This is a genomic window from Terrimicrobium sacchariphilum, assembly GCF_001613545.1.
GTDB lineage: Bacteria > Verrucomicrobiota > Verrucomicrobiia > Chthoniobacterales > Terrimicrobiaceae > Terrimicrobium > Terrimicrobium sacchariphilum.
Genome location: NZ_BDCO01000002.1, coordinates 2507547 through 2530325 on the forward strand (window position 1 = coordinate 2507547; position 22779 = coordinate 2530325).

Consider the following 22779-nt stretch of genomic DNA (forward strand, 5'->3'; position numbering starts at 1 on the left):
CCTCCCCAGCTGCCTATGCTCCGCGCAGGACATTTTGCCCTCATTGTTACCGCATCGTTTACGATGCTCGCAACCGCGTTTGCCCAAGACGCGTCTGATCTGTTTTTGCGTGGCTACAATGAGGTGACGGTTGCAAACAGGCTCGAGGGCGAGGATAAACCTGCCGAGGCCCTGGAGCGGTATCGCAATGCAGCGAAACTGTTCGAAAAAATCGTTAGCGACTCGCCGGATTGGCAGCCCATTGTCATCGAGTATCGCCTGAAGAAAACTCGGGAAAGCATTACGCGACTTGAGAGTCAGGTAGGGTCGGCTCCGGCTCCATCGGAAGGCATCGAGGGACCGCTGCCGTCTTCAGATCGTTCATTGCCGGAGATTTCCACCCAGCCGCTCACGGTCACCGCTCCCCCAGTTCGTCCTGCTCCCCGTCAGCAGTCCTCGGTGAGGAGTTCTGAAGTCGGCCAGTATGAAAACAGCGGTTCCGGCAATTCCGTCATGGCGGAACTTCGGAAGCTCCGGCGGCAGTTGGCGCAGGCTCAGGAGGAAAAGGACGCCCTCACAGAGCGTCTTCAGAAAAAAGGAGCAGAACTCCAGAGTGCAATGGTCGAGATCGACCGGATCAAGGTCACGGTCGTGGACCTGAAGTCTCAGCTCGCCCAGGCAAACAGTGCGCTGGAGGATGCGACCCGCGACCAGTCTTCGGATGGAGCTGCCAAGAAGAATTACGAAGCTCGTATCGCCCAGTACGCCCAGAAGTTGAGCGAGTTGCAGGCTGATAATGAGGTGCTTACGGAGGAGAATGGACGCTTGCTGGGTAAGCTGGACCTGGCGGCAAAGTACATCACCTCGAGCGATGCGATCCGGGAGGGACTCTTGAAGGAACGCATCACCTTGGCCGATGCCCGCGATACAGCCCAGGCAAAGCTGAAGAAGATCAAGGACAATGCGGCCGAACTCGACAAGGTCGCCAGCGAAAACAAAGCGCTGAAAGCCCGAATCGCCGAACTTGATGGCGGGGCTGCAGGCAAGAAAGCTCTGGACAAGGTCAAATCGGAGAAAGCCGAACTCGAAACAAAGCTGGCCGAATCGGAAAAGAAGCTTCAGGAACTCTCGGGCGCAGGTGCAGAGCGGGATAAGACCGTCCTCGCGTTGCAGAGCGAGCTCAACAGCGTCAACGACAAGCTGCTCGAGGCTCAGACTCAGTTGACGAAGAACCAGGACCAGGTGGCCGACCTTCAGAAGCAACTGGATGAGACCTCCGGCGATCTGGCCAAGCTGCGACTCAATGGCTCGCCCGGCAGGGAACAACAGACCCTCCTCGCGGAAAATGACATTCTGCGCGGTATCATCCTTCGCCAGATCAAGGAGCAGACATCCCGCGATGAGGCCAAAAAGAAGATCGAGCAGGAAATCGCCACCCTTCAGGTTCAGTCCAGCACCATCACCGAGCAATTGGGCGTGCTTGGCGCACCCATCCTGCAGCTTTCTCCCGAAGAGAAATCCGTCTTCAAGGAGCCGGTGGCGCTTCTTTCGGAACCGGGTGCTCAGGCGTTGGATGTGACTCTCGCCATTTCCAAGGACGAGAATCGCAATGTGGCGGCAACGTCCCAAGGGCCGGAGTCCTTGCCGGACAACGCCCGCGATCTCGTCAAGACGGCGAAGCAGTTCTTTGATGCCAAGAACTATCTCGAGGCTGAAAAGGTCTACCAACAGATCGTCGACGAGACGCCGGACAACTACTTTGCCCTTTCCAATCTCGGAGCTGTGCAGATCGAGGCTGGCAAACTTTCCGCCGCAGAGGTGGCGCTTAAGAAAGCGATTGAGATCAACCCGGGCGACGCCTTTGCTTACACCAATCTTGGTATCGCTTACAGCCGGCAGGGCAAATTTGATGAGGCCATCGCGAACTTGAAAAAAGCGCTAAGCATTAATGATTCGGATGCTGTCGCTCATAATTATCTCGGCGTCTGCCTCGGGCAAAAAGACGATCATGTCGAGGCGGAGAAGGAGTTGCGCCGTGCGATTGAGCTCAAACCGGAGTATCCTGACGCTCACTTTAATCTGGCGGTACTGTACGCCACCTTGCAGCCACCTTCGCTGGACTTGGCCAAAATGCATTACAACAAGGCCACTTCTCTCGGCGCTCCCCCGGATTCTTCTCTCGAACGTTTGATTCAATAAGTCTTTTGTCCGTTCATCAGGTCATTGCCAGATGATCCATGTGTGGTAGCCTCAGGGTTCTACCCAGATGATTAGCGAAAAACTGCTCAAGTCGTTGCCCGCGAGCGTTGAACGCTTTCTTAACTCTCCATCTGTCCTCAACGCGATTTTTGATGCAATCCCGGTGCAGATCGTGGTCAAGAGTCTGCGCGCGGAGAATTTTGGAGAGTTTTTGATCTGGAATAAGATGGCAGAGGAACTCCTTGGTATCTCCGCCGAGGAAGCTGTCGGGCGAACAGATGAGGATTTCTTCCCCGCAGAGCAGGCTGAAGCTTTTTGTCAGAAAGACCGTGAGGTCGCCGCCCTTGGGGGCTCCCTTGTTATTCCCTCGGAGCTGATTTACAGCCGTACAAGGGGTTTCCGGATTCTAAGGACGACGAAAACGCCAATCTATGACGCGGAGGGGGTGTCGGTTGCTCTGCTCGCTGTCTCCGAGGACATTACCGAGAGGGAACAGAGTGAGGCAGAGTTGCGCGGTGCGGTCGAGTTTCTGGAAAGCGTTAACAGTGAACTCCCGGGGGCGGTTTTTCAATTTCGCGTCGATCGCAATGGGCATCCTTCATTTCCGTACATCAGCACAGGGATACATGCGATTACGGGAGATTCCGCGGTCGACGTGTTGAGTGGAGAGGTCAGTTTATTCGACCGTATTTTCCCCGAGGATATTTCCCTGTTTGTGCAGGCGGTGGAGACCAGTCAGGAGCTGATGACGACCTGTCGGCAGGAGTACCGTATCATAACGACTTCTGGCGAAATGCGGTGGGTCTCATCCAAGAGTTCTCCCACTGCCCAGGAGGACGGATCCACCATTTGGCATGGGTTCCTTACAGACATCACCGAGCAAAAGCGTACCCAGGAGGCTCTGGCCCGGGGAAAGGAGCGTTTGCGCAATGCATTGGATGCAATCCACGCCTGCGTCTGGGAATACGATCTGGCCTCCAAAGAACTGTACTTAAGTCCCGAGTGGAATTCCCTGTTCGGATTTGAACCAGCGACTGAGAGTTTTGGCCTGGAGATGCTGAGTCGGTGCATCCATCCGGATGACGCTGGAAATGTCTCTCTGTGGTTTGATCGAATCCGGAGCGGGGAATTTCGAGGACAGATCGAGTTTCGCCATTTGCGGGGCGATGGTCAGTTTTCCTGGGTGAGACTCAGTGGGAAGCCGATCTGGGCGTCGGATGGCAGCGTGGTGCGTGAAGTCGGAGCGATCGTTGAATCCTCGGAGCAGAAGCGCATGGAGCAGCAATTGATCGAGGCCAAGGAATCAGCCGAGCGCGCCAGTCAGGCGAAGGGCGACTTCCTCGCTATGATGAGCCACGAGATTCGGACGCCGCTCAACGCAGTGCTGGGATTTTCCGATTTGCTGGCGGCTACTCCACTCAATCCCGAACAAAGCGATTTTCTCCAGACCATTCAGGATAGTAGTAGCGCGTTGCTGGTCGTGTTGAATGATGTCCTGGACTACTCGAAGATCGAATCTGGCAAACTGGATCTCCAGATCATGCCGATCGACATCACTAAGGTCATCCAGTCATCGATCGATATTTTCCGTGCGCAGGCGGCGGCTAAGGGTCTCAAGATTTACGCAAATTTCTCTCCGTACATCCCTCAGTTCGTGCTTTCTGACGCCGTACGACTCAGTCAGATCGTGCATAATCTTTTGAGCAATGCGGTGAAATTTACCGAGATGGGCGAGATCGTGGTCGATCTGTCCGTAGCCGGGCCGTTGGTGAACAGCGTGGTTCCGCTGCTACTGCAGGTGAAGGACTCGGGCATCGGTATCGATCTGGATCAGCACACGGGATTGTTTGATCCGTTCTACCAGGCCGATAGCAGTACCCGCCGGCGTCGCGGTGGCACCGGACTGGGACTGGCGATCGTTCGCCGACTCATCAATCTTCTCAATGGTGATATCGAGGTCCAAAGTGCGGTGGGCAAAGGAACGACCTTCCTGATCACTCTACCGCTCCGGATTCCTGATCAGGAGGAACCCTTGACTGAGGAAGAGCGCAAGCGGATGAGCATGAATCTCTCCGGACTCCTGCGGAAGATCCTTATTGTTGAGGACAACTCAACCAATCGCAGACTCGTGCGGCTCTTTCTTAAAAAGCTGGGGTACGACGCCGATGAAGCGGAAAATGGCTTTGTCGGCGTGAGCATGGCGAGCCGTGTTCACTACGATGTAATCCTTATGGATCTGGAAATGCCGGGGATGGACGGCTACGAAGCCGCCCAGCAAATCCGGCAGATATATGGAGCCGAGGGGCCGTATATCGTGGCTTTGACCGCCCACGCCATGCCGGAGTATCGCGAGCGCAGCTTCAAAGCCGGCATGCAGGCATATCTGAGCAAGCCGGTGAAGCGTGAAGATCTCGCGAAGGTCCTGAAACAGGCGCTCAGGCGCTAGCGGCCTTTGCTCCGTCGAGAGCGTAGCGCGCGGCGCCCATCAGGGCGGCACTGTCATTCAGGATGACCTTGATCGGCATGCTTTGCATCAAGCCGGACAGGCGTCCTTTGTCATTGAAGGCATGGGTGAAGGCCACGCTCTTGATATGTGAGAGCATCTTGGCAGGGATTCCTCCGCCCAGGTAGACACCACCCGTAGCCATGGCCTTGAGCGCCATGTTGCCCGCTTCCGCGCCGAGGCACCCGAGGAAGATCTCGATGGTCTGCACGCACATCGAGCATTCGCCGGAGTCGGCATATTTCGAGATGACCATGTTGGGGTCCTTGGTCTTCATCTCGTGGACGGCAGCAGGGAGCTCCTTGCCGCGGCCTGTGTCGCGGAGAAATTTGTAGATGTTCTCGATGCCCATGCCCGAGGCGACTCGCTCGTAGCTGACATGGCCGTATTGTTTGATAAGATGCTCCAGCAGGGCGACTTCCAGATCGTTACGGGGACCGAAATCCGTATGACCACCCTCGCAGGCCCATACGCCATAGCGCTTGCCATCCCAGTATAGACCCGCCTCGCCGAGGCCGGTGCCGGGCGACACGATGCATCGATTGCCCTCGGCGTCGGGGGCACCTTCCTGAATGACGGCAAAATCATCGGGATTCAGCTCCGAGATACCATAGGCATTGGCCGCGAGATCATTGAGGATGCTCACGTAGGGAATCTCGAATTCCTTCGAGATGTCCGCCGCGTCCACGCCCCACGAGAGATTCGTGGGCTTGGCCCGGCCATGTTTCACCGGACCGGGAACGCCGAAGCACGCGGCGAGAACCGGGCGCTTCTCCTTGGCCAGAAACTCGCGGATGATCGCGTTCAGGCCCGGGTAGGAGGCGCTGGGAAAGCGCTCGTTCCGCTCCAGGCTGAGCGAACCGCCGATGGTCTTGAAGATGGCGAGATTGGATTTCGTTCCGCCGACATCGCCGGCGAGGATGACATAATTACGATCGGGCATGGAGAGACGGGAGGCTGAAAGACAGACCTACAGCTTATGCTGAATCTGGTAGTGGTGCCAAGCATGACCCGTTTTCTGGATCAAATGGTCGGCGGCCTCGGGGCCCCATGAACCTGCCTCGTAGTTCGGGAAATCGCGGGCGGGAAGGGCATGCCAGACGTCGAGAATCGGGTTCACGATGCGCCAGGATGCATCCACGCTGTCGTAGCGATGGAAGAGCGTCGGATCGCCGACCATGCAATCGTAGAGCAGCGTTTCGTAGCCGGTAGCGGCAGTATGTTCGCCAAAGTCCGCGTAGGTGAAATCCAGCGGCACATTGGTGATGTTGATATTCGGCCCGGGACGCTTGGCGTGGATGTCGAGCGTGATGCCCTCGTCGGGCTGCACGTGAATGACCAGGCGGTTCGGCGTGATGTTGTTCTGAACCTCCTGGCCGAAAAGCATGAGCGGAGCGCGGCGGAAGCCGATGACGATCTGCGTCGTATGAGCTGCGAGGCGCTTGCCCGAGCGGATGTAGAAGGGGACCTCAGCCCAGCGCCAGTTGTCGACCTCCAGCTTCATTGCGACAAAGGTCTCGGTGTTGGAATTCGGGTCCACATCAGGCTCGGTCCGGTAGGCCGGGACGTTTTTGCCGTCGATGATGCCAGCGCCGTATTGGCCGCGCACGGTATTGGCCAGGACCTCCTCGGGCTCCATCGGTCGGATTGCCTCGAGGACCTTCACCTTTTCGTTGCGCACGCTATCGCCGGATATGGAGCTCGGCGGCTCCATCGCGATGAGCGAGAGGACGGAAAGGATGTGATTTTGCACCATGTCGCGCACTACGCCGGAGTGATCGTAGTACCCGCCCCGAAGCTCAACGCCCAGTTGCTCCGCCACGGTGATCTGGACGTATTCGATGTACCGACGATTCCAGATTGGCTCAAAGACGGAGTTGCCAAATCGAAATACCATGATGTTCTGCACCGTCTCCTTACCGAGATAGTGGTCAATGCGGTAAATCTGGCTTTCGTTGATGTGCTTGGAGAGATCCTCGTTCAGAGCCCGGGCACTCGCAAGGTCATGGCCAAAGGGTTTTTCGATGATGACACGACGCCAGGCATTGGGAGCTTCCGTGGTGAGGCCGACGCCGTGAAGCTGCTCGACGACCTTGCCGAAGAAAGTCGGCGAAACGGCGAGGTAAAACAGGACGTTGCCCGGCAGGTTCCAGGTTTTCTGGGCGTCCGCGATCTTGGCCGAAAGATGTTCGAAGGTTCCCTGGGAGTTGAAATCACCCTGCACGTAGTACGAGCGGGCGGCAAAGTCGTTCCAGCAGGTGTCGTCCACCGGACGGGTGGCAAATTCCTTGATGTCCGAGGTGATCTTCTGACGGTACAGCTCATCATTGCCATCCGTCACAGCCACACCGATGACTGCAAAGTTATCGGGGAGGAGCTTGAGCGCCTTGAGATTGTAGAGGGCGGGGAGGAGCTTACGCTTGGTGAGATCGCCGGAGGCGCCGAAGATAACGATGGTACAGGCGTCGCCGGGACGTTCGTGTCCAGTGAGAGGTTGCTGAGACATGGCAGATCCGATTAAGACAGATTCCGGGCTGCGCACAAGGCCGGAGCGGCTATTCCTGTGGCACAAAAGTGTACGTCCATTCCTCGCTGTTCCAGCCCTTGGGACCTTTCAGGCGATACCTCAGGACGGCATTCATGTTCTCGGATGGGAACTTCACGTCGGTGAATAGCCTCCAGGACTTGCCATCTGGGTTGGGATCGACCGTATGGCTGAGCACCTTGGCGTTGTCCACCGTGATGTCTACGCCGGGCACCTCGCCCTCGGCGAAGGGGGCCGGACTGCCACCATTCCAGGCAAAGTCCACCATCACGATGTACTCATCCTTGCGGCCGTAGGACGACATGATGTAGGTGGCCTTCACCTGTCCCTCCGTGGAGACGCCCGGTGGGTCCTGCGCGGTTGAGGTGAGGCGATAGCGGATTGTGTGTTTTTCTCCGGCTTTCGGAGGGGTCTTGGGCATCCAGTACGCCACGATATTGTCGTGGTATTCGTCGACTGTCGGGATTTGCCAGAGGACGATCGATCCGTCATTCCAATCCCCGATGGGCTCCACCCAGAGCGAGGGACGGCGATGATAAATCGCCCGGATGTCGACCGAACTGGAATACTCTCGATCCCGCTGGAGCAAGCCGAAGCCCTGCGGCGACTTTGGTAAACTGAAGACATCGACGAGGTCTTTCGTTACCGTCTGCAAGGGCCGCCAGATGCGCGTGCCGTAGGAATCCAGGATCAGGAGGCCGTCCGAGTCATGCACCTCGGGACGGTAGTCGGGAAATTTCCGATAGTTGTTTTCGCCAAACCAGAACATGCTGGTGATGGGCGCATAGCCTACTCGCTCGGACTGCTGGCGAAAGAAAAGGGTCGCCTTGACCTCGGCCTCCGTTGTACGAGCCAGCGGCCGGATGAGAAACTGGTACGCGCCTGTGACGGACGGGCCGTCGAGCAGAGCGTACACGGTGACCTCCTTCGCTCCTTCCTCCGGCTCCACCACCCAAAGCTGGGAAAAGGCTGGGAACTCCTCTGGGGCCTTCTTGTCCGCTGTATTGATCGCGATGCCGCGCGCAGACAGGCCGAAGATCTGGCCGGGTGCAGGGAAACGGAAGTAACTTGCTCCCTGGAACACAACGAGCTCCTCCCAACTCCGGGGGTAGGGGAACTCATAGAGCAGGCGCATGCCGGCAAATCCGTAATCCGGCGAAACTTTGGGGACCTTCCCGTTGCCCTCGGTGACCTTGAAGAGCTGCGAGGAATACGCGAGCGGTTGGATGGTGCCATTCCGACCGACGAGATTAATCTGGATCTTTTCGGGGTAGAGGAAGCCGCGGAAAAAGGCTTCGATACGGAACTTGAGGTTGGTGTTGTTCCAGATCGCCTTGTCCCGGTCAAATGCGATGGCGCGATACTCGCTATAGCTTAGTTTAGCAGCAACGTCAGGGATCTGGCGGTCGAGCGGCTGAAAGGGCCGCATGCTCAAGGCCTGAGCCTGTTTCTCGATCTCCTCAAAGGTGTTGGTTTGGGCGTGTGCGGCGGAAACGGCAAGGGTGGCTACGGCCCCCAGGGCGAAAAGGAATCTCACAACGAGGGGACGTTGCGGGGAATCCCGGCGGGAAACAAGGAGATTTCCGGGCGGTTTGTACTGAGACATTCATCAGGGATGTTTCATACTGCCTGGAATTCAGACTCGCACTCGCGGCATAGCCAGGCATCTTGTCGGCCATGAAGATCTACACCCGCACGGGAGACGACGGGACGACAGGAATCATCGGCGGCGGGCGCCTTTCCAAAGCTGACCTGCTCATCGAGGTGATCGGCGAGGTGGATGAACTTAACGCCTCACTCGGCGTTGCCCGCCTCGCGGTACTCTCCGGCGCCTCGCAACAGATCCTGCCACGTCTTCAGGACCTGCTGTTTCAAGTGGCGGCGGTGCTGGCCGATCCCAAGGGCGTTTTCGGGATGCACGTCGGGGAGGAAAACGTCTCCTCGATGGAGGAGGAAATGGATCGCCTCACGGCGGAACTGCCGGAATTGCGGAACTTTGTCCTGCCCGGTGGCAGCGCCGGAGCCGCACAACTGCATCTCTGCCGGACGGTATGTCGGCGGGCGGAGCGGCGGATAGCGCAACTTGCCCACGATCATCCTGTTCCTCCCGTGCTTCTTCACCTGATCAACCGTCTCTCGGACCTGCTCTTTACTCTGGCCCGGTACGAAAACAAAGTCGCGGGCACCGACGAAATCCTCTGGTCGGCGAAGTAAAGTCCGGGGCAGACTTGGAGCATGTCTGAGAAGCGCTGCCCCTGGTGTCTGGGTTCCGAGATTTACGAAGCCTACCATGATGAGGAATGGGGCGTCCCGGTACGGGACGATCTCGCGCTCTTTGAAATGCTCAACCTCGAGGGTGCGCAGGCGGGGCTTAGCTGGATCACCGTGCTGAAGAAGCGCGACACCTACCGCAAGGCATTTCACAATTTCGATCCCAAGCGGATCGTCAAATACACCGATCAGGATATCGCCCGCCTCATGGCCGATCCCGGGATCGTACGCAATCGGCTGAAGATTTATGCGGTGATCGAGAATGCGCGGCTCTATCTGGAGATGCAGAAGCAGGGCGTTTCCTTTAGCGAATACCTCTGGAGCTTTGTGGGAAACAAGCCGATCCAGAACAAGCTCGAGAGCCTGCGCGATGTCCAGCCAAGCACGCCAGAGTCCGATGCGATGAGCAAGGATCTGAAGAAACGGGGATTCAAATTCGTCGGAAGCACGATCTGCTACGCTTTCATGCAGGCGGTCGGCATGGTGAATGACCATTTGGTGACCTGTCCGCGCTACAAGCAGGTGGCAAAACTCAGCTAAACGCAGGGCTGGTCGCAGTCGAAGAGGTAACGATAGGAGCTTTCGTGCGCGGTTCTCGCAGGCCGGCAGGATGCCGGCCCTACGGGAATCCAAAGTGGCCAAGGCGGTTATTTGCCGGACTGTAATCGGGCGGCCTTTTCGATCAGAGTGAGAAACTCTGCGCGATAGCTGCCCGGGTCTTCGCCGAGGTTACGGCGTGCGATCTTCTGGATTTCGCTCCAGGAGAGGTCTCCTGCGTAGGGCGAGTTCCGCAGCTTCATGCCGAAGGCGGCTACGGCGGCGGCGAATTGGAGGTCCGCGCTCGCTTCGTCGAAAGCCACGGGCGTGTTTTTCACGGGTACTTCGATAAGCTTGCTCGTGTCGCCATCCGGGGCTTTGTAGCGGAGCTTGACCGTCAGCAGGTCGCCGGAGCTTTTTCTGTCGATCTCCGCAGCCGGTGCCGGTTCGGAGTATTTCAAGGGATCGACGCTCGGGCGGTTGGGCAGGGGCTGGCCCGCGGGCACCACTTCATACAGAGCGGTGACGGTATGACCTGCTCCGATCTCGCCCGCGTCCTTGCGGTCGTCGTTGAAGTCCTCCTTTGCGAGGATGCGGTTCTCGTACCCGATGAGCCGGTATCCGGCGACCTGGGCGGGGTTGAACTCGACCTGCACCTTCACATCCTTGGCGATGGTGAAGAGGGTGGAGTTCATCTGCTCCACGAGCACCTTGCGGCCTTCGGCGAAGGAATCGATGTAGGCGTAGTTGCCGTTTCCCTTGTCCGCGAGCTTCTCCATGGTGGAGTCCTTCAGATTGCCCTCGCCGAAGCCGAGGACGGAAAGAAAGACGCCCGAGGCGCGTTCTCGCTCGATGAGGTCGGTCAGGTCGCTCTGGTTGGTCACGCCGACATTGAAATCGCCATCCGTGCAGAGGATCACGCGATTGTTTCCTCCCTTGAGGAAGTTCTCGCGGGCCGTCTGGTAGGCGAGGGTGATGCCCTGCGCGCCATTGGTCGAGCCGCCAGCCTCCAGATTGTCGAGCGCCTCCAGGATGCGTGTCTTGTCCTTGCCCGGGGTGGAAGGCAATACGAGTCCGCTCGATCCAGCGTAGACCACGATGGCCACGCGGTCATCCGGTGCGAGGTTTTGCACCAGGGCCTTCAGGCTGCGCTTGAGGAGCGGCAGCTTGTTCGCCGGCTGCATGGAGCCCGACACGTCGATGAGGAAGACAAGGTTGGCTGGGCCGCGGTCGCCCTTGGCGATTTCCTGCCCTTTCAAGGCGATGCGGACGAGGTCATGCTGCGGAGCCCACGGAGCCTTGCTCACTTCCACGTTGACCGAGAACGGCTGGCCGTTGGTCGGCTGCGGATAATCGTAGCCGAAGTAATTCACCAGTTCCTCGATGCGCACGGCCCCGGCAGGAGGCAGTTGCTCGCTCTGGAGGAACCGGCGGACATTGGCGTAGCTCGCCGTATCCACATCGATCGAGAAGGTCGACAGCTCGTTGCCCTTGGTCTCGCGGAAGGGATTGTCCGCGATGGCGTCGTAGGTTTCGGTGTTGAACATCCCTCGCGCCTCGTTGATTGCCCGATCCCTGTACCGATCTTCATCCCTGACAGTCCCGGCTCGAGCGTCCAGTTGGTCTCTCGCCGCCCCTCGCGTCGCGGGAGCCTGAGAGGCAAAAAGACGCCCCACCAGTGGAACATTTCCGCTGACGATTTCCTTCGTCTTCTCAAGGTTGCCAGGTGCAGCTGTCATCGTTGCGGTTGGAACTGAGGGTGCCATCGATATTGTCACTGCAGCCGAAGCGGAGCCGTCGGCGAGGAGCTTTTTGCTGTTTTGCTCAAGTTCCTGAACCGGCAGATTATTGGCACTCAGTGCCATGGCGAGCGAATCACTCTTTGTCTGTTCCGCTGGCGTATCGGTCGCGGGAACTGTTTTGGCGACGTCGCCGAGAGCGGGGGGAGTGGCGGCTGCCGCCACCATCGTTTGCGGCTTTTCCGCGGCAACCTGGACCTCCTCGGCCTTTCTTTCCCGCCGAGCCTCAAGCTGGGCCAGCATGGCTGGCGAAGGTTTGGAAAGCGAAGCCGTAATGGCAGGCAGACTCATTGTTGCCAGGATGATTCCTCCCATGACCAGCGCGGCATAGGCGAGGACCCTTTGCACGGTCTGGCGTTGCTTCCTGTTCGTGCATTCGATGGCGCAGGCATTGCGCAGGTTCTCGCGCTGGCGATCCGTCAGGGTGTCCTCATCCCTGGGCAGCCCGGCCAGCCGGTCGCTCATTGCGATGGTCTGCTCCAGTTCGTGCTGGAGTTCCTCGCTGGCGGCGAGTTCGCGCTCGAATTCCTCGCAGTCTTTGCCGTGGAGTTCGCCGAGGGCGTATTGGGTGATGCGGAAATCTTCGGTTTTCATGATACGGCCTCCGTGTTTTCGCGGTTCCAGAGTTTGCGGAGGGTTTGGATCGCGGTGTGGAGTTGGACGCCCACGTTGGAAATGCTCATGCGGGTGGCCTCGCTCATTTCCTTGTAGCTGAGCCCGGCGTCGAATTTCAGTTGGATGAGCTCGCGTTGCTGGGGCGGGAGTTGGGAGACGAGTTTCTTGAGGAGCACCCCATCCTCGTTGGCCGAGACCTCGGCGGCGGGAGAGGGGGAATCCGACGGCTGCTCTTCGCTGAGCGCCCCATCCGGGAAGCGCAGAACCTTTCGCTGATGATCGAGCGCGCAGTTGCGGCAGACGAAGAACAGCCAGGGGGCGAGGCGTTTTTCCAGCGCTCGCACGTCCTGTCTGCTCAGGCGCAGAAATGTCTCCTGCACCGCATCGCGGGCGGATTCCAGGTCACCCGTTATGCCCTTGGCATAGCTGATGAGGGGGCGTTCGTAGCGCTCCAGAGCGTGGTCGATGATTTCTTCCGGAGACATGGGTTTCTATCCGGTCAACGCACGAGCCGGATTTTTCTTAATGCCTTTTTGGAAAAAATTCGCGCCGGGTCAACGCCGGAGGCGTCGCATGACCTTGCTCCCGACGGCATTCCAGGCGGAGGAAACTTCCTCAACCCGGAATATCAGGCAGACGAGGACGTAGCCTGCGGCCGCCAGCGCGATCAGGGACATGATGGAGGCGATTTTGATGAGGAGATGCGGCGAGTAAATCCACTCGTGTCCGTAATGCACGCCTGCCCACGCCAACGCCCCGAGTGCCGCCGAGGCAAGGCCACAGCGAATGAGCGTCGAAATCATCCGGGTGGTATGCAGCGTACCTGCCTCCCTGTGCATCAGGAGGTAGAGTGTGCCGAAGTTCAGCGTGGCCGCGATTGTCGTGGAAAGTGCGAGCCCCTTGTGGCCGAACTTCCAATGAACGATGAACAAATAGTTAAGAAAGGCATTCACTCCGATGGACGCAAAACTCACTATCATGGGAGTCCACTTCCGGTCGATGGCGTAAAAGGCTGGAGAAAGCACCTTGATGCAGGAATAAGCCACCAATCCCATCGCGTAGAACTGAAGCGCGATGGCCGTCTGAAGGGTGTCGTAATGATGAAACTGGCCGCGCTCGTAGATGAGCCCGATGATTGGCTCTGCGAGGAAATAAAGCCCGACTGCTGAAGGAAGGGTGAGGAAGATCGCGAGCCGCATGGCCTTGCCGAGGGTGGGGCCGAACTCTGAGCGATCCTCGTGTGCTGCGATGCGTGCGATGACAGGGAGAGTGATCGTCGCCACGGCCACTCCGAAAATGCCAATCGGCAGCTGCATGAAACGAAATGCAAAGTTCAGCCATGCCACGGCGCCTGTACTGACCTTCGTAGCAAAGCCGGTATTGATCATGACATTGATCTGCACCGCGCTGGCCGCGATCACGGAGGGAACCATGAGGACGAGGATGCTGCGAATGCCCGGGTCCCGCCACCTGAAGTCTGGCTTGAAGCGGAACCCTACTGCTTTGAGACTCGGAAACTGGATGACGAGTTGAAGAAACCCTCCAATCAAAGTGCCGATGGCGAGGCCGATCAGGGCTGTTTCGCCAAATTTCGGGTCGAGCATCCACCCCAAAACGACACCACCAACAATGGAGCCGATATTGAAAAAGCTCGATGCCATGGCAGGAACGCCGAAGACGTTTTTTGCATTCAGCATTCCCATGACCAAGGCAGCCAGGGAAACGAGCAGAATGAAAGGATACATGACCTGGGTGAGCAGAACCGTGAGATGCCGATCTGCCTGGTTCAGACCCGGAGCCAGCAGCCAGATAAATTGATCGGCAAAGACAATACCTAGGATGCTGACAATGCTCATAAAGATGACGGCGATTGTCATCATTTTGCCAGCCAGTTCCCACGCAGACTTATCGCCCTCGCGTTCGATCTTCTTGGAAAATACCGTAATGAAGGCGGTCGATAGAGCTCCTTCGGCGAAGAGGTCGCGGAGGAGGTTGGGAGCCCGGAATGCGATGGTGAAGATACCCATCAAAGTGGTCCCGAACAGACCGGCAAAAAGCATCTCGCGGATCAGCCCGAGCACCCGCGAGCACATGACGGCGACGGCAACGACACCGCTCGCCTTCGTATTGAGCTTGTTACTCACGCGCGGCAGCCTTGCGTAAACGCTCCATGATCGCAACGCCCAAACCCTCCTCGGGGACGGAATCAGCGACGATCAAATCGAGGCCGGCTTCATCGAGCCGACGCATGGCGGCGTAGAGATTGGTTGCGGCCTCCTCGAGGTTGACGGATTCGCTCAGCCGCTCGACATGGGCATATCCTTCGCCGGCGGAATCCCAGGCGAGCAGGCCATGACGGGGGCCGGGCACGACAGGGCCGAAGACCAGCGGGGTACGCGGAGCGTAGTGACTCTTGAGCGTACCGGGAGCACTCACCTCGGTATTACCTGAGACGAGCGGACCAAAGGCGGCCAACTGTCGATCTGTGATCGGGCCGTGGCGCAAAATGCGCAGTCCATCCTCCTGCACGAGAACGATGGTGGACTCGACGCCGTGATTGCATGGACCGCCGTCGACGATGAGGCGGATGCGGCCATTGAGTTCGGAAAGCACGTGTTCAGGCGCGGTCGGGCTGATGCGGCCAAAGCGGTTGGCGCTTGGCGCGGCGATGGGGCGGCCAAATTCCTCGGCGACCTCCTGGAAGACCGGGTGCGCGCTCCAGCGAATCGCCACGGTATCCTGCCCGGCCGTTACGAGATCGGGAACGATGGCCGTGCGCGGTAGTACGAGAGTGAGAGGCCCCGGCCAGAAGGCGTCGGCCAGAGCCTGGGCTATGGGCGAAAGAACGGCGATGCGATCCGCCCACGCCCGATTCGGCAGATGAACGATCAGCGGGTCGTAAAGCGGGCGGTCCTTGGCTTGGAAGACCTTGGCGCAGGCGAGGGGCGCGAGCGCGTCGCAGCCCAACCCGTAAACGGTTTCGGTGGGCAGGGCGACGAGTTCGCCTCGATTGAGCAGGTCCACCGCCTCGGCAATGGCGGTCGGACCACTGTGGATGCGCGTGATAATCAAGGCTCGAGCGTGCTTCCGAGGACTGCGTCGGTCTGATCCTGGCGAAATTTTTCCAACCTCGCATCCAGTTCGGGAAATTCGCGTGCCAGTTGGGCCACGGCAAAGAGTGCGGCGTTCTTAGCCCCGGCGACGCCGATGGCAAAGGTCGCGACGGGAATACCCGCGGGCATCTGCACGATAGAGAGCAGGGAATCCATTCCGCTCAAGGCCTTGCTTTGTACCGGCACTCCAAGCACCGGAATGATCGTATGCGCTGCGAGCATCCCGGGCAGATGGGCCGCACCGCCTGCACCGGCAATGATGGCGCGGAGGCCACGCTCCTTGGCGGTCTTGGCGTAGTCAACCAGCAAATCCGGGGTACGGTGGGCGGAAACCACTCGGGATTCGTGCGCCACTCCAAAGCTCTCCAGAATCAGTGAAGCTTCCTTTAAAGTCGCCCAATCGGACGTACTTCCCATCACAACTCCAATTAATGGCGCGCTTTGGCCCAAAGATTGCTGCATATTTTGACGAAATTGTTGCCAAGTGCCGTTTGACGCACCCTGATGCCGGGCCATTATGCGCCACGGAGCAGGGACTTCACCCGGATTGGCTCGTAATTAGCAGACGTATATGGCCAGAGGAACAGTAAAGTGGTTTAACGAGAAGAAGGGCTTCGGGTTCATTGTGGACCCCGCAGTCAACGGAGACATCTTCGTGCACTTCTCGGTGATTCAGACAAAGGGATTCCGCACACTTAAGGAAGGGGAGGAAGTCGAATACGAACTTTACGAAGATCAAAAAGGTTCACGCGCCAAGAACGTTGTGAGAGTCTAGTGGGGTGCTACCCAACATTGTCTTGATCGGTTTCATGGGCTGCGGAAAGTCCTCTGTAGGTCGTCGTCTCGCCGGCCTGACGGGACATCGCTTCCTTGATACCGACGACTTGATCGCGCAGGCAGAGGGGCGATCAATACCGGAAATCTTTGCCGCTGAGGGAGAAGCATATTTTCGCGACGTCGAGCACAGGGTGCTTTCGGAGCAGGTGGGTATCTGCGGTCTGGTTTTGTCTACGGGTGGCGGTCTGGTTTTGCGCCCCGAGAACCGCGAAATTCTGCGCCGCCTCGGTGTGGTGGCGTGGCTGGATGCAGACCGCGAGGCATTGTTTGAGCGCGCGACCCGCACCGGCAAGCGCCCCTTGCTCCAAACCGACAACCCTCGCGAAACCTTTTTTCGTCTGCTCGATGAACGCCTTTCCGTTTACCAGGAAGTGGCCGATTTTCGGGTGGATTCCACCAACCTTTCGCACGATGAAGCTGCTCAGAGCCTCTTGGATGGGGCATTGCGAGAGGGGCGACGTTTTGAATATTGACGCTACTCGGCTCTAGCGTGTCTATTAAAGGTACTTATTTTACGCACCCAAACATCATACAAAAACACACATGGCAACAATCGGCATTAATGGATTCGGACGCATCGGACGTCTCGTCTTTCGGGCAATCGTGGAACAGGGCCTTCTTGAGAAGGGCTTCAAAGTCGTAGCCGTCAACGACCTCGTGCCGGCAGACAACCTCGCTTACCTGGTCAAGTACGACTCCATCCAGGGCGGGTTCAAGGGCGAAGTTTACAGCGAAAAGTCCAGCGAGTCCCTCGCTGAGGACGACACGCTCGTGGTCAACGGCCACAAGATCAAGTGCCTCGCCGTCAAGGAAGGCCCGGCTGCTCTCCCGTGGAAAGACCTCGGCGTGGACATCGTGATCGAGTCGACCGGTCTCTTCACCGACGCGGCGAAGGCCAAGGGTCACCTCGACGCAGGCGCCAAGAAGGTCATCATCTCGGCTCCGGCCAAGGGTGAAGACATCACCATCGTCGTCGGCGTGAACAACGAGAAGTACGACGCCAGCCAGCACAACATCATCTCCAACGCGAGCTGCACGACGAACTGTCTCGCCCCGGTCGTCCACGTCCTCCTCAAGGAAGGCTTTGGCATCGAGGAAGGTCTCATGACCACCGTGCACAGCTACACCGCCACCCAGAAGACGGTGGACGGTCCTTCCCGCAAGGATTGGAAGGGTGGCCGCAGCGCTGCGATCAACATCATCCCGAGCACGACCGGCGCCGCCAAGGCTGTCGCCCTCGTCTGCCCGGAGGTCAAGGGCAAGCTCACGGGCATGTCCTTCCGCGTTCCCACGCCGACCGTTTCCGTCGTCGACCTCACCGTCAAGACCACGAAGCAGACCAGCTACAAGGAAATCTGCGAGGCCATGAAGAAGGCCAGCGAGACCTACCTCAAGGGCATCCTCGGCTACACCACGGACGAGGTCGTCTCCAGCGACTTCATCCACGACACCCGCTCGAGCATCTTTGATGCGGGCAGCGGCATCGAGCTGAACAGCAACTTCTTCAAGCTCGTCAGCTGGTACGACAACGAATGGGGTTACAGCAACCGCTGCGTCGACCTGCTCAAGCAGATCGCCGGCTAAATTCTACAATGATTTGGGGCGGCCTTGAGCCGCCCCTTTTCTTTTATGGCAAAAAAATCGATTACTGACGTCTCCCTCAAAGGCCGTCGCGTGGTCATGCGTGTGGACTTCAATGTCCCGCAGGACAAGGCGACCGGCGCGATTACGAATCCGGCCCGCATCACCGCGGCCCTGCCGACCATCAACTACATCCTCGACCAGGGCGGCTCCGTCGTCCTCATGAGCCATCTCGGACGCCCCGATGGCAAGAAGGTCGAGAAATACACACTCAAGCCCGTGGCGGAGAAGCTCTCCGAACTCCTCGGCAAGCCGGTCAAGTTCCTCTCCGACTGTGTCGGACCCGAGGTGGAAAAGGCCGTGTCCGAACTCCAGCCCGGCGAAGTCGCTCTCCTGGAAAACCTCCGCTTCCATATCGAGGAAGAGGGCAAAGCCAAGAACGAAGACGGCACCTCGACGAAGGCCGATCCGGCCAAGGTCGCGGAGTTCCGCGCCTCGCTGACGAAGCTCGGCGATGTATACGCCAACGACGCCTTTGGCACCGCGCACCGCGCCCACTCCTCCGTGGTCGGAGTCGACCTGCCCGACAAGGTGGCCGGTTTCCTCATGCAGAAGGAACTCGACGCCTTCGCCGCAGTCCTCGACAACCCGAAGCGCCCGCTCCTCGCCATCCTCGGCGGAGCCAAGGTTGCCGACAAGATCCCGCTCATCCGCAACCTCCTCGACATCGCCAACGAAATCATCATCGGCGGTGGCATGGCCTACACCTTCAAGAAGGTGCTCAACAACATGGAGATCGCCAACAGCCTCTTCGACGCCGAAGGCGCGAAGATCGTTGCCGAGCTCGTGGAGAAGGCCAAGGAAAAGGGTGTGAAGATTCACCTGCCGGTCGATTTCATCGCCGCCTCCAAGTTTGACCCCGAGGCTGAGACCAAAGTCGTGACCGATGCCGAAGGCATCCCGGAAGGCTGGATGGGTCTCGATGTAGGCCCGAAGAGCAATGAGCTCTTCACCGAGGTCATCCTCGGCGCAAAGACGATCGTCTGGAACGGCCCGGCGGGCGTGTTCGAGTTTGACCGCTTCGCCGAAGGCACCAAGGCCATGGCCGCTGCCATTGCCAAGGCTACGGAAGCCGGGGCTATCTCGGTGGTCGGCGGTGGCGACACAGCCACGGCCGCCAAGAAATTCAAGGTCGTCGACAAGGTCAGCCACGCCTCGACCGGCGGTGGCGCTTCGCTCGAACTCCTCGAGGGCAAGGTCCTCCCGGGCGTTGCCAACCTGAACGACAAATAATTCCCTGAAAGTTTCCCGATCCGGCATTCCTTATGCGGAGTGCCGGTGAGGAAACGCCTTACGCATGCGCAAGAAAATCATCGCAGCCAACTGGAAGATGAACATGACCATCGGAGAAGCTGAGAGCTTCCTGAAGGACTTTCGTCTTGAGATCGAGGAAGTCACCGGAGTGGAGATCGTCATCGCACCTCCCTTCACAGCCCTGCCGAAGCTCTCCGAGCTTCTCGGCGGATCGCAGAAGGTGCGCCTCGGAGCCCAGAATTTCTATTTCGAGAAAAGCGGAGCCTATACGGGCGAGATCAGCGCGGCCATGCTGCGCGACCTCTTCGTTCGCTACGTCATCATCGGCCACAGCGAGCGTCGCCAGATCTTTGGCGAGACCGATTCCTTCATTAACAAGAAGGTGCTCGCCGCCCATGCCTCCGAGCTGAAACCCATCCTCTGCGTCGGTGAGACGTTGGAGGAGCGTGAAGCCGGCAAGGAAAAGCAGGTCCTTGAGACCCAGCTTCGCGGCGGTCTCGCGGGAGTTTCCGCTGAGCAGCTCGTCGAGACCGTGATCGCCTATGAACCCGTGTGGGCCATTGGCACTGGCAAGACGGCGACCTCCGCCCAGGCCCAGGACGCCCACGCCCACGTGCGTGCGGTGTTGGCCGAGCTCACCGATGCCGCCACGGCGGACAAGGTGCGCATCCAGTACGGTGGCAGCGTGAAGCCCGCCAATGCACTGGAGCTTCTCAGCCAGCCCGACATCGACGGCGCTCTCGTCGGCGGTGCGAGCCTGGAGGCTCGGGGCTTTGCCGAGATCGTGAAGGCCGGAGTCCCAGCCTAAGCGGCTTTACCAGTCAGCTTAACTTTTACCCAGATAGCGGGCGAAGAAGTCTGCTATCTGGGTTTCTGTTTTTTTGTCGGGAGGGAATCCATGCCCGGCATCGGGCAGGAGTATCATCTCCGACTTCGCTCCTGCTTTTTGGTAGGCTTCGTTCAATACCGTGCTTTGCGAGACGGGCACCAGACGGTCTTTTTCGCCGTGGATGAGGAGAATGGGCGGGCTGTCGGCTGTCACGTATTCCAACGGGCTGGCAGCGCGGGCCAACGCCGCCTTTTCGGCAACGGAGCCACCCAGGAGCTTTGCGACGAGGTTGTCGACGCGTGTGCGCAGGGGGAAGGGGACAATGGTCGTGAGATCGGTCGGCGGATAGAGTGCACAGATTGCCTTGAACGTGTTTTTTGGCAGTGAGGCAGATTCGCTGCCCGGGTAGGTTTGTGAGGGAGCCAGCCCAAGCAAGAGCGCAAGGTGACCTCCAGCCGAACCTCCTGCCAGGCCAATACGTTGCGGGTTGATCTGGAGTTCCTTGGCATGGGCGAGCATCCAGGCGGCTGCATCCCGGACGTCGTCGATCTGTGCGGGAAATGTCGCGGCGTTTGTGAGGCGATAATCCGGGCTGACCACGAGATATCCTGCTTTTACGAGTTCCGGGGCGAGCCAGCTGAAGTGGCGCGATCCCTGGCTCCATCCGCCACCGTGAATGCAGAGCACCGCGGGATATCCGGCCGAGGGAGGGGGAGTTGACGGGCGAAAGATATCGAGCCGCAGTTGCTGGCCGGAACGTTGGGCGAAAATTGCTTCACCGGAGTCGGCTCGCCCATTCGAAAAGCCAAGGGCGGCGACAAAAAGAACCCAAGGGAAAAACCTTCGGCAATTCATGGCGGATCATACGCCCTCCGCAGCCTTTCTTCAAGATGAAGGCTAGGGCGTAAAGACCGCGGTTATTGTTTCGCGAGCGAGTTCGCTGGCTACGCTGATGACCTCGGGTTTACCGCTGACGATTGTGATAGCGGTGCGGACATTGGGAGCGTGGAGCTCGCTTTGCCCATCGGGCCAGGTAGCGCAGGCTTGGTAGGCTCGCAAAAGATGTGCCCAGCCAAGGAGTGGCACGGGGGCGGAGGTGAACGGACCGCTCCAGCCAAATCTCGCCAGCTTGCCGCTTGCAGTCAGATTGCCATAAGGAGCCAGATCAAGGGAGAGAATCGGCTTGGGAGTACCCTTGAAAAGATGTACCTGCACTTGCCCATCCACGGCTCGGGCAAAAACTGCCTCGCAATGCAGTGTCGTGTCGGCGCGCTGCCATCGGATGCTGGCATTTTGGGAAACCTCGGCGCGAAATGGATGATCCGGCTTGGTGGCGACACATCCCGTCAGACAAAGGACGGTCAAGGCAAGGAGCGCGCGGGCGATCATGACCGGGGAACGAGTGTCAGGCGCGGACAAATCGGTACGATTCGTTGCAGGCGAACGATAAGCTGAAACAGCCAGAGCCTCCAACGCAGGCTGAAAGATTTGCCCATGTTTCCGGCGAGGACGGCATTAACAGCCGGAACTACTTCAAAGAATTCGCGTGGAGCGAGAACAGTTTCGACGAATTCTTTACGATACCACGCGAGGACAAACTTTAAATAAAGGCCCATGACCTTCACGAGATGTCGCTCGTAACGGGCAAAGAGGCGTCGGGCCTCCCTGGGCGATCGCAAGGCAGCATCGATCGCCTCGGCGGCCTTCTCACCGCCCAGGATCGCCAGGAACACGCCGCTGCTGAAAACCGGGTCGATGAATCCCGCCGCGTCGCCAGCCATGAGCCAGCGGTCGCCGTGAAGGGTACGGTTCCGATAAGAATAATCTCCGCTCGCATAGACCTTGGTCACCCGTCGGGAACCAAGCAGACGAGATTGCATCAGAGGCTGGTCGCGGATGAATCGCTCGAGCACCTGCTCGGGAGTCGAGCGAAGGCTCTTGTACTTCTCGGTATCCATCACAACTCCGATACTGAGTTTGGTGGAGGAAAGAGGAATGATCCAAAACCAGTGGTCTTCTCCCCGTACCATGCGCGTCAGTGTTCCGTCGACGCCTTCGGGAATCTGGGCATCTTCAAAGTGCGCGTAGACCGCGAACTTCTGCAGGGAAGGGTACGACTCCTTAAGTCCAAGATGCGAACCGATCACCGAGTTGCGACCGCTGCAATCAATCACATACCCGGCTGTAATGGTCTCCGGAGATCCATCGGCCGAAGCAATCGAAAGAGATGTTGATCCGGCGGAGAGATCGAGGGATGTCACAATCGTCTCTTCCCTCACGAGGGCACCGCATTCCCTCGCGTGATCCAGCAGGATCTTGTCGAATTCCGAACGGGTGACCTGAAATGCTGTCGCACGCCGGGATCGGAAGCCGTCCTTGAAATAAAAGCGCGTTTCTTTCTCTCCGCACCCGGAGCAGATTTCGGCGCCATGCTTTACGACGAACCCGGCATCCTGGATTTTCTTCAGGATGCCGAGACGTTCAAAGGCGTCCATGCTAAACGGGAGAAGTGACTCACCGATATGAAACCGGGGAAACTTTTCCCGTTCGATGACGACGACGCTTCGGCCTGCTTTGGCGAGCATTGCGGCTGCCGTACTGCCAGCAGGTCCTCCACCGATGATGGCTACGTCGTAGTGCATCGACTTGCTGGGACA

20 protein-coding genes are annotated in these 22779 nt (G+C 58.7%); 9 read left to right on the forward strand and 11 right to left on the reverse strand.

The genetic code is table 11. The annotated features are described in order from the left end of the window. Positions 1 to 15 precede the first annotated feature (15 nt). Both TSACC_RS11735 and TSACC_RS11740 read left to right on the forward strand, forming a co-directional pair. Positions 16 to 2178 carry a tetratricopeptide repeat protein gene (locus tag TSACC_RS11735; protein ID WP_075079471.1) on the forward strand — a complete coding sequence of 721 codons (2163 nt, stop codon included), beginning with the start codon at positions 16 to 18 and terminating at the stop codon, positions 2176 to 2178. A gap of 67 nt (positions 2179 to 2245) precedes the next feature. Beyond that, positions 2246 to 4624, forward strand: coding sequence for a PAS domain S-box protein (locus tag TSACC_RS11740; protein ID WP_075079472.1), 2379 nt, complete (start codon positions 2246 to 2248; stop codon positions 4622 to 4624). Here TSACC_RS11740 and glk read toward each other — a convergent pair. The 3 genes from glk to TSACC_RS11755 are packed head-to-tail and all read right to left on the reverse strand — an operon-like array spanning position 4614 to position 8832. Beyond that, entirely contained in the window at positions 4614 to 5624 is a 1011-nt protein-coding gene (glk, locus tag TSACC_RS11745; protein WP_075079473.1) for a glucokinase, read from the reverse strand. The two genes, TSACC_RS11740 and glk, sit on opposite strands and share 11 nt — an antisense overlap. A gap of 27 nt (positions 5625 to 5651) precedes the next feature. Then, a complete protein-coding gene (zwf, locus tag TSACC_RS11750) occupies positions 5652 to 7187 on the reverse strand; it encodes a glucose-6-phosphate dehydrogenase (protein WP_075079474.1) in 1536 nt (511 codons plus the stop codon). A gap of 49 nt (positions 7188 to 7236) precedes the next feature. Beyond that, positions 7237 to 8832, reverse strand: coding sequence for an OpgD/OpgG family glucan biosynthesis protein (locus TSACC_RS11755; protein ID WP_084400413.1), 1596 nt, complete (start codon positions 8830 to 8832; stop codon positions 7237 to 7239). Positions 8833 to 8903: 71 nt separating this feature from the next. On the opposite strand from TSACC_RS11755, the gene TSACC_RS11760 reads away from it, so the two are divergent. Together TSACC_RS11760 and TSACC_RS11765 are read left to right on the forward strand one after the other, a co-directional pair. Beyond that, positions 8904 to 9440, forward strand: coding sequence for a cob(I)yrinic acid a,c-diamide adenosyltransferase (locus TSACC_RS11760; RefSeq protein ID WP_075079475.1), 537 nt, complete (start codon positions 8904 to 8906; stop codon positions 9438 to 9440). A gap of 21 nt (positions 9441 to 9461) precedes the next feature. After that, the gene (locus tag TSACC_RS11765) at positions 9462 to 10037 is read left to right on the forward strand and encodes a DNA-3-methyladenine glycosylase I (protein WP_075079476.1); all 576 of its coding nucleotides are present in this window, start codon (positions 9462 to 9464) and stop codon (positions 10035 to 10037) included. A 107-nt stretch (positions 10038 to 10144) separates the two neighbouring features. Here the strand turns inward: TSACC_RS11765 and TSACC_RS11770 are convergent, their stop codons facing one another. The 5 genes from TSACC_RS11770 to purE form a co-directional block, all read right to left on the reverse strand. Next, positions 10145 to 12427 carry a VWA domain-containing protein gene (locus TSACC_RS11770; RefSeq protein ID WP_075079477.1) on the reverse strand — a complete coding sequence of 761 codons (2283 nt, stop codon included), beginning with the start codon at positions 12425 to 12427 and terminating at the stop codon, positions 10145 to 10147. Further along, positions 12424 to 12933, reverse strand: coding sequence for an RNA polymerase sigma factor (locus TSACC_RS11775; protein ID WP_075079478.1), 510 nt, complete (start codon positions 12931 to 12933; stop codon positions 12424 to 12426). The genes TSACC_RS11770 and TSACC_RS11775 overlap by 4 nt, the downstream gene beginning before the upstream one ends. Positions 12934 to 13002: 69 nt before the next feature. After that, positions 13003 to 14592: a murein biosynthesis integral membrane protein MurJ gene (gene murJ, locus TSACC_RS11780; RefSeq protein ID WP_084400414.1), complete on the reverse strand. Its 1590-nt coding sequence runs from the start codon at positions 14590 to 14592 to the stop codon at positions 13003 to 13005. After that, complete coding sequence (locus TSACC_RS11785; protein ID WP_084400415.1) at positions 14585 to 15520, reverse strand: L-threonylcarbamoyladenylate synthase; 936 nt, start codon at positions 15518 to 15520, stop codon at positions 14585 to 14587. The genes murJ and TSACC_RS11785 overlap by 8 nt, the downstream gene beginning before the upstream one ends. Continuing rightward, the gene (gene purE, locus TSACC_RS11790) at positions 15517 to 16023 is read right to left on the reverse strand and encodes a 5-(carboxyamino)imidazole ribonucleotide mutase (protein WP_075079479.1); all 507 of its coding nucleotides are present in this window, start codon (positions 16021 to 16023) and stop codon (positions 15517 to 15519) included. The genes TSACC_RS11785 and purE overlap by 4 nt, the downstream gene beginning before the upstream one ends. 109 nt (positions 16024 to 16132) lie before the next feature. Here purE and TSACC_RS11795 point away from each other — a divergent pair, with 109 nt between their 5' ends. The 5 genes from TSACC_RS11795 (at position 16133) to tpiA (ending at position 20101) form a co-directional block, all read left to right on the forward strand. Then, positions 16133 to 16336 (forward strand): cold-shock protein, encoded by a 204-nt coding sequence (locus TSACC_RS11795; RefSeq protein ID WP_075079480.1) that lies wholly within the window; start codon positions 16133 to 16135, stop codon positions 16334 to 16336. A 4-nt stretch (positions 16337 to 16340) separates the two neighbouring features. Next, positions 16341 to 16871, forward strand: coding sequence for a shikimate kinase (locus TSACC_RS11800; RefSeq protein WP_153811403.1), 531 nt, complete (start codon positions 16341 to 16343; stop codon positions 16869 to 16871). A 70-nt stretch (positions 16872 to 16941) separates the two neighbouring features. Next, on the forward strand, positions 16942 to 17982 hold the full coding sequence (gene gap / locus TSACC_RS11805) for a type I glyceraldehyde-3-phosphate dehydrogenase (RefSeq protein WP_075079481.1): 1041 nt from the start codon (positions 16942 to 16944) through the stop codon (positions 17980 to 17982). A 45-nt stretch (positions 17983 to 18027) separates the two neighbouring features. Beyond that, the gene (pgk, locus tag TSACC_RS11810) at positions 18028 to 19272 is read left to right on the forward strand and encodes a phosphoglycerate kinase (protein WP_075080710.1); all 1245 of its coding nucleotides are present in this window, start codon (positions 18028 to 18030) and stop codon (positions 19270 to 19272) included. A 64-nt stretch (positions 19273 to 19336) separates the two neighbouring features. Next, on the forward strand, positions 19337 to 20101 hold the full coding sequence (gene tpiA / locus TSACC_RS11815) for a triose-phosphate isomerase (protein ID WP_075079482.1): 765 nt from the start codon (positions 19337 to 19339) through the stop codon (positions 20099 to 20101). Between the two features lie 18 nt (positions 20102 to 20119). On the opposite strand, the gene TSACC_RS11820 is transcribed toward tpiA, so the two are convergent. The 3 genes from TSACC_RS11820 to TSACC_RS11830 are packed head-to-tail and all read right to left on the reverse strand — an operon-like array spanning position 20120 to position 22764. Then, positions 20120 to 20977 (reverse strand): alpha/beta hydrolase, encoded by an 858-nt coding sequence (locus TSACC_RS11820; RefSeq protein WP_075079483.1) that lies wholly within the window; start codon positions 20975 to 20977, stop codon positions 20120 to 20122. Positions 20978 to 21019: 42 nt separating this feature from the next. Then, a complete protein-coding gene (locus TSACC_RS11825; protein ID WP_075079484.1) occupies positions 21020 to 21511 on the reverse strand; it encodes a hypothetical protein in 492 nt (163 codons plus the stop codon). Further along, the gene (locus tag TSACC_RS11830) at positions 21508 to 22764 is read right to left on the reverse strand and encodes an NAD(P)/FAD-dependent oxidoreductase (protein ID WP_075079485.1); all 1257 of its coding nucleotides are present in this window, start codon (positions 22762 to 22764) and stop codon (positions 21508 to 21510) included. Before TSACC_RS11830 ends, TSACC_RS11825 begins: the two co-directional genes overlap by 4 nt. Positions 22765 to 22779 lie beyond the last annotated feature (15 nt).